Here is a 6,075-nt window from a genome sequence, read left to right on the forward strand (position 1 = left end):
TTCCATACCCTTTCCGATGAAGGGATGAGTACGGAGATGCCGCCCATTCCAGAGAGCCGGGGGGCTGCGAACCGGCATGGCGCGGGCTTCGGAAGATGGTCCCGGAGGATTCCGCTTCGAGCGGCGCCGGCTTGAGTCAGCCGGAGGCGGGCCGCAAGGGGCGGACGTGCCCCGCGTTAAGGGAACAGTCTGCGGATGCAGGCGAAAGCGAGCTTCCGGCTGAAATTTTCGGTCGGCCGGGAGGAAATTGGGTGGTACCACGTGAGCGAAGCTCTCGTCCCATGTCGGGCGGGGGCTTTTTTGCATGCATGAGGAAGTTCATGACAGGAGGCAAATGGAATGGCGAACGCGGACAAAACGTTCTATTTGACGACACCGATCTATTACCCCAGCGACAAATTGCATATCGGCCACGCGTACACGACCGTGGCGGGCGACGCGATGGCGCGATACAAGCGGCTGCGCGGCTACCGCGTCCATTTCCTGACGGGAACGGACGAGCACGGGCAGAAGATCGAGCGCCGCGCGCGGGAGCGCGGCATGGAGCCGAAGCCGTTCGTCGACGGCATCGTGGCCGGCATCCAGGAGCTGTGGCGGAAGCTGGACATTTCGTACGATGACTTCATCCGCACGACCGAAGACCGGCACAAGCGGGTGGTCGAGAAAATTTTCGCCCGGCTGGTCGAGCAGGGAGACATCTACAAGGGCGAGTACGAAGGCTGGTACTGTACGCCGTGCGAGTCATTCTTCCTCGAGCGGCAGTTGGTGAATGGCAATTGTCCGGACTGCGGGCGGCCCGTCGAGCTGCTCAAGGAGGAGTGCTACTTCTTCCGGCTGGGCAAATATGTCGACCGGCTCCTGCAGTATTACGAGGAAAACCCGGACTTCATTCAGCCGGAGTCGCGCCGGAACGAGATGATCAACAACTTCATCAAGCCGGGGCTGGAAGATCTGGCCGTCTCGCGGACGACGTTCGACTGGGGCATCAGGGTGCCGGGCGATCCGAAGCACGTCATCTATGTCTGGATCGACGCGCTGACGAACTATATTACGGCGCTCGGCTACGGGTCGGACGACGATTCGCTGTTCAAGACGTTCTGGCCGGCGGATGTCCATCTTGTCGGGAAGGAGATCGTCCGCTTCCATACGATCTACTGGCCGATCATGCTGATGGCGCTTGATCTCCCGCTGCCGAAGAAGGTGTTCGGCCATGGCTGGTTCCAGACGAAGGAAGGGAAGATGTCGAAGTCGAAGGGCAACGTCATCGATCCGGTCGTGCTGATCGAGCGCTACGGGCTCGATGCGCTGCGCTACTGGCTGCTCCGGGATACGCCGTTCGGCTCGGATGGCGTGTTCACGCCGGAAAGCTTCGTCGAACGGACGAACTTCGACCTGGCGAACGACCTCGGCAACCTGCTGAACCGGACCGTCGCGATGATGGAGAAATATACCGGAGGCGTCGTGCCGGCGTACGAGGGGCATGTGACGGCCTACGACGCCTCGCTCGAAGCGGCTGCGCGGGAGGCGATCGAGGCCATGGAGGCGGCGATGGAGAAGATGGAGTTCTCCGTCGCGCTCGCGGCGATCTGGCAGTTCATCGGCCGGACGAACAAATACATCGACGAGACGCAGCCGTGGCTGCTCGCGAAGGACGAGGCTTCGGCGCCGCAGCTGAAGTCGGTGCTGTACCATCTGGCCGAGTCGCTGCGCATCATCTCGATTCTGATCCAGCCGTTCCTGACGCGCGCGCCGAAGGAGATGTGGCGGCAGCTCGGCATCGAGCAGGGGCCGCTGATCGAATGGGATACGGTCAGAACGTTCGGCACGCTGCCCGCCGGCACGCGGGTCGTCAAGGGCGATCCGCTCTTCCCGCGGCTCGATGTCGAAGCGGAGGTGCAGTATATCGCTTCCGCGATTACCGGCAAACCGGCGGCTTCGGCGGCGCAGGCCGAAAATGCGAGTGCCAAGGGCGAGCCGGCAGGCGGCGGGGAGAAGGCTTCGTCCGGCAAGCCGGAAATTGTGATCGACGATTTCGCGAAGGTGGAGCTGCGCGTGGCGCAGGTCATCGCCGCCGAGCCGGTCAAAGGCGCCGACAAGCTGCTCAAGCTGCAGCTTGACCTCGGTTCCGAACAGCGCCAGGTCGTGTCCGGCATTGCCCAGCATTACAAGCCGGAAGCGCTCGTCGGCCGCAAAGTCGTCTGCGTGACGAATCTGAAGCCCGTGAAGCTGCGCGGCGAACTGTCGCAAGGCATGATCCTGGCCGCTTCCGAAGGCGGCCGACTGGCGGTCGTGGAAGTGCCGCAGGATATGCCGAACGGCGCTGTTGTAAAATAATGCAAGGTTGGCAAGCAGGCTGCATCCGGCCGTCCTGTCACGGCTGACAGCCTGCTTGTTGCGTATTGACAGCCTGCGGGCGGGCGGATATACTGAGACCGTAATAGTAACGATTACGATTAAGAGAAAAGACCGGGTAGCCGCATGTCGGCAACCCGGTCTGGATGGGAGTGGTTGGAAACATGCATGATGCCGGAAGACGCAGCGTGAAGCGCAAGCGGTATGCCTTGGCGTCCGCCTTGCTGGCGGCGGCGATGCTGCTGGCCGGCTGCGGCGGAGCAGGCGGAGCCGGAGGAAGCGGCGGGAGCGCGGGCGGCGGCGAAAGCGGAGGAAACGGCGGAAGAGGCCTTTCGGATGGCGGGAAACCCGGCGTCGTGACGAGTTTTTACCCGCTGTTTTTCCTCGCTTCCGAAATCGGCGGGGATCGGGTCGACGTCTCGAATCTCGTGCCGGCGGGCGTGGAGCCGCATGACTGGACGCCGAAGAGCCGCGATCTGGTCAACATCTCGCGGGCCGATCTGTTCCTGTACAGCGGCGCCGGCTTCGAAGGATGGACGGACGAGCTGCTCGAAGGCATCGAATCGGACAGCGGCGTGATGATCGTGGAGGCGAGCGAAGGGATCGAGCTGATTCCGCTCGATCCGGAAGCCGAAGCGCACGAGCATGAGGACGAGCATGATCACGGGCACGACGGGTCCGTCGACCCGCATGTCTGGGTCAGCCCGAAATCGATGCTGCGGATGGCGCAGAACGTGCGGGATGCGCTCGCCGCGGTTGATCCGGCGAACGCGGCCGTCTATGAGGAGCACTATGGAACGCTGGCCGGCCGCCTTGAGGCGCTCGACGAAGCGTATGAGCGGGAGCTGTCCGGCCTGCCGCGGCGGGACATCGTTGTCTCCCATCAGGCGTTCGCCTACCTGTGCCGCGATTACGGGCTGAACCAGATCGCCGTGATGGGCCTCACGCCGGAAGCGGAGCCGAAGGCGCAGGACCTGAAGCGGATCGTCAATTTCGTGAAGGAGAACGGCATCCAGTACATTTTCTTCGAGGAGCTTGTCTCGGACCGGCTCGCGCGGACGCTTGCGAACGAAGCGGGCGCCGAGACGCTGGTGCTGAACCCCGTCGAAGGGCTGACGCCCGAGCAGGAAGCTAATGGCGACGATTATGTGACGATTATGGAAATGAATTTGCAAAATCTGAAGAAGGCTTTACAATGAATCTTGAAACAGCCGGCCGTCCAGGCCGGCCTCGCATTCGGAAGAAGGTGACGCGCCGTGCCGACCGGACGGATTCCGGAGGGCCCCGGCTGCCATCAGCCGGTCATTGAACTGTCGGATGTCTCGTTCGCCTATGAGCGGCGTCCGATTATCGAACATCTCCATTTCACCGTGCGGGAGCGGGATTTCGCGCTGCTCGCCGGGCCGAACGGGGCGGGCAAGACGACGCTGCTCAAGCTGATCGTCGGGCTGCTCGAACCGGACGGCGGCGAAGTCCGGCTGTTCGGCGAACCTGCCCGGCGCTTCCGGCAGCGGGAGCGGATCGGCTATGTGCCGCAGAAGAACGCGTTCAATCCGTTGTTTCCCGCGACGGTGCGGGAAGTCGTCCTGTCCGGCATGTACGGGCGGCACAAGCTGTTCCGGCGCCTGACGAAAGCGGATTATCAGAAGGTGGATGACGCGATGCAGGCCCTCGGGATTGAAGATCTGGCCGGCAAGCGGATCGGCATGCTGTCCGGCGGGCAGCAGCAGCGGGTTTTCCTCGCGCGCGCCCTGGTGAACAGCCCGGCGCTGCTCATCCTCGACGAGCCGACGGTCGGCATCGACGCGGAGACGCAGGACAGCTTCTATCATTTGATCCGGCACATGCATCAGCATCACAACATCACGTTTCTGATGGTGTCGCACGACCGGGAGCGATTCCGTTCCTATCTGGATGATGCGCCCGCGGCGGAAGCGGGCAGACTGAAATTCTATGTCCGCCACTCGCACGACCGGGAAGACTGCGTCGAGACGGATCTGACCCACAGCTTGCGCGAATACCGCCGCGCTGCGGAAGAACCGGCGCTCGTCCGCTGACCGGTCCGATACAGGGAGGATGCCCCAACAACGTGGAACTACTCACCATGGATTTCTTTCAGCGCGCGCTGATCGGCGGCGCGCTCATCGCGGCCGCCGGCCCGCTGCTCGGGCTGTTTCTCGTGCTGCGCCGGCTCTCGATGATCGGCGACACGCTTTCGCACGTGTCGGTGGCCGGCGTGGCGGCCGGCTACCTGCTCGGGCTCGGCTCGCCCGCTGCGGGCGGCATGGCCGCGGCGCTGCTGGCGACGCTCGCCATCGAGCGTCTGCGCAAAGCGTACAAGACGTACGCCGAACTGTCGATCGCGATCATGATGGCGGGCGGCATCGCGCTCGCTTCGCTGCTGTTCTCGCTGGACCGGGGATTCGGCGTCAACATCACGAGCTATCTGTTCGGCAGCATCTACACGCTGGACACCGCGGATCTGATCTGGATCGCCGCCGTGACGATTCTCGTGCTGGCTGCGGTCCTCTTGCAGTACAAGGAATGGTTCCTGATGACGTTCGACGAGGACGCCGCCGCGGTGGGCGGGCTGCCGACCCGGACGCTGAACCTGATCATGAGCGTGCTGACCGCCCTCGTCATCAGCGTCTCGATCAAGATCGTCGGCGCGCTGCTCGTCTCCGCGCTGCTGACGATTCCCGCCGCGTGCGGCCTGCTCGCCGCGCGCAGCTTCCGGCAGTCGGTGCTGCTTGCGGTCGGCATCGCCGAAGCGGCGGTGCTCGCCGGTCTGCTCGCCGCGGGCTACTGGAACCTCGCGCCCGGGGGGACGGTCGTGCTGCTGCTGATCGCCGTCCTGCTGGCGCAGCTTGTCATCAAACGCAGGCTCAGTCTGTAAGTATTTACAAGGAGGCTCACCCGCCATGGACCTGAACGTCTGGATCGCGCTGGGCGCCGGCTTCGCGTCGTTCATTTCACCGTGCTGCCTGCCGCTGTATCCGTCCTATCTGTCCTATATCACCGGCATTTCGGTAAGCGACCTGAGGGCCGGCGCCCATACGCGCCAGATGCGGGTCAAGATGGCGTCGCACACGCTGTTCTTCCTGCTCGGTTTCTCGCTGCTCTTCTATACGCTCGGATACGGCGTCAACGCGTTTGCCGATTTCTTCCGCGACAACCAGCAGCTCATCCGGCAAATTTCCGCGCTGCTCGTCATCCTGATGGGTTTGATTCTCGCCGGCGTCTTGCAACCGAAGTTTCTTATGCAGGAGCGGAAACTGAAACTCGGTGGTCCGAAGGCCGGCTACCTCGGCTCGTTCATCTTCGGCATCGGCTTCTCCATGGGCTGGTCGCCGTGCGCCGGGCCGATTCTGGGAGCGATCCTCGGGCTGCAGGCTTCTTCGCCGGGCTCCTGGTTCGCGATGACGACCGCGTACGCAATCGGGTTCGCCATTCCGTTCTTCATCCTCGCGTTCTTCCTCGGATCTGCGCGGGCGCTGCTCAAGTATTCGAACGCGGTGATGAAGACCGGGGGCGTGCTGCTCGTCGTGCTCGGCATCCTGCTGTTCACGGATCAGATGACGCTCATCACCGTTTATCTGAACAGCATCACGCCGGATTGGCTCAAGGCCAATTTCTGATCCGGACGGCGGCAGGCGAATGACGGACGGTGTCAATCGTCTGTGAAAATGTCACCTTAACTCGTCTGTGAAAATGTCACTTTTT

General features: G+C 63.0%; 5 protein-coding genes. All 5 read left to right on the forward strand.

The window, feature by feature from the left end:
• The first annotated feature begins 339 nt into the window (after positions 1-339).
• The 5 genes from metG (at position 340) to KJQ12_RS12430 (ending at position 5,990) form a co-directional block, all read left to right on the forward strand.
• Complete coding sequence (metG, locus tag KJQ12_RS12410; protein WP_213484916.1) at positions 340-2,334, forward strand: methionine--tRNA ligase; 1,995 nt, start codon at positions 340-342, stop codon at positions 2,332-2,334.
• 182 nt (positions 2,335-2,516) lie between these two features.
• Positions 2,517-3,551 (forward strand): metal ABC transporter substrate-binding protein, encoded by a 1,035-nt coding sequence (locus KJQ12_RS12415; RefSeq protein WP_213484917.1) that lies wholly within the window; start codon positions 2,517-2,519, stop codon positions 3,549-3,551.
• A gap of 57 nt (positions 3,552-3,608) precedes the next feature.
• Positions 3,609-4,409 (forward strand): metal ABC transporter ATP-binding protein, encoded by an 801-nt coding sequence (locus KJQ12_RS12420; RefSeq protein WP_213484918.1) that lies wholly within the window; start codon positions 3,609-3,611, stop codon positions 4,407-4,409.
• Positions 4,410-4,441: 32 nt separating this feature from the next.
• Positions 4,442-5,248: a metal ABC transporter permease gene (locus KJQ12_RS12425; protein WP_041853871.1), complete on the forward strand. Its 807-nt coding sequence runs from the start codon at positions 4,442-4,444 to the stop codon at positions 5,246-5,248.
• A 25-nt stretch (positions 5,249-5,273) separates the two neighbouring features.
• Complete coding sequence (locus tag KJQ12_RS12430) at positions 5,274-5,990, forward strand: cytochrome c biogenesis CcdA family protein (RefSeq protein WP_015254868.1); 717 nt, start codon at positions 5,274-5,276, stop codon at positions 5,988-5,990.
• Positions 5,991-6,075 lie beyond the last annotated feature (85 nt).

This window comes from Thermobacillus xylanilyticus, assembly GCF_907165215.1.
GTDB lineage: Bacteria > Bacillota > Bacilli > Paenibacillales > Paenibacillaceae > Thermobacillus > Thermobacillus xylanilyticus.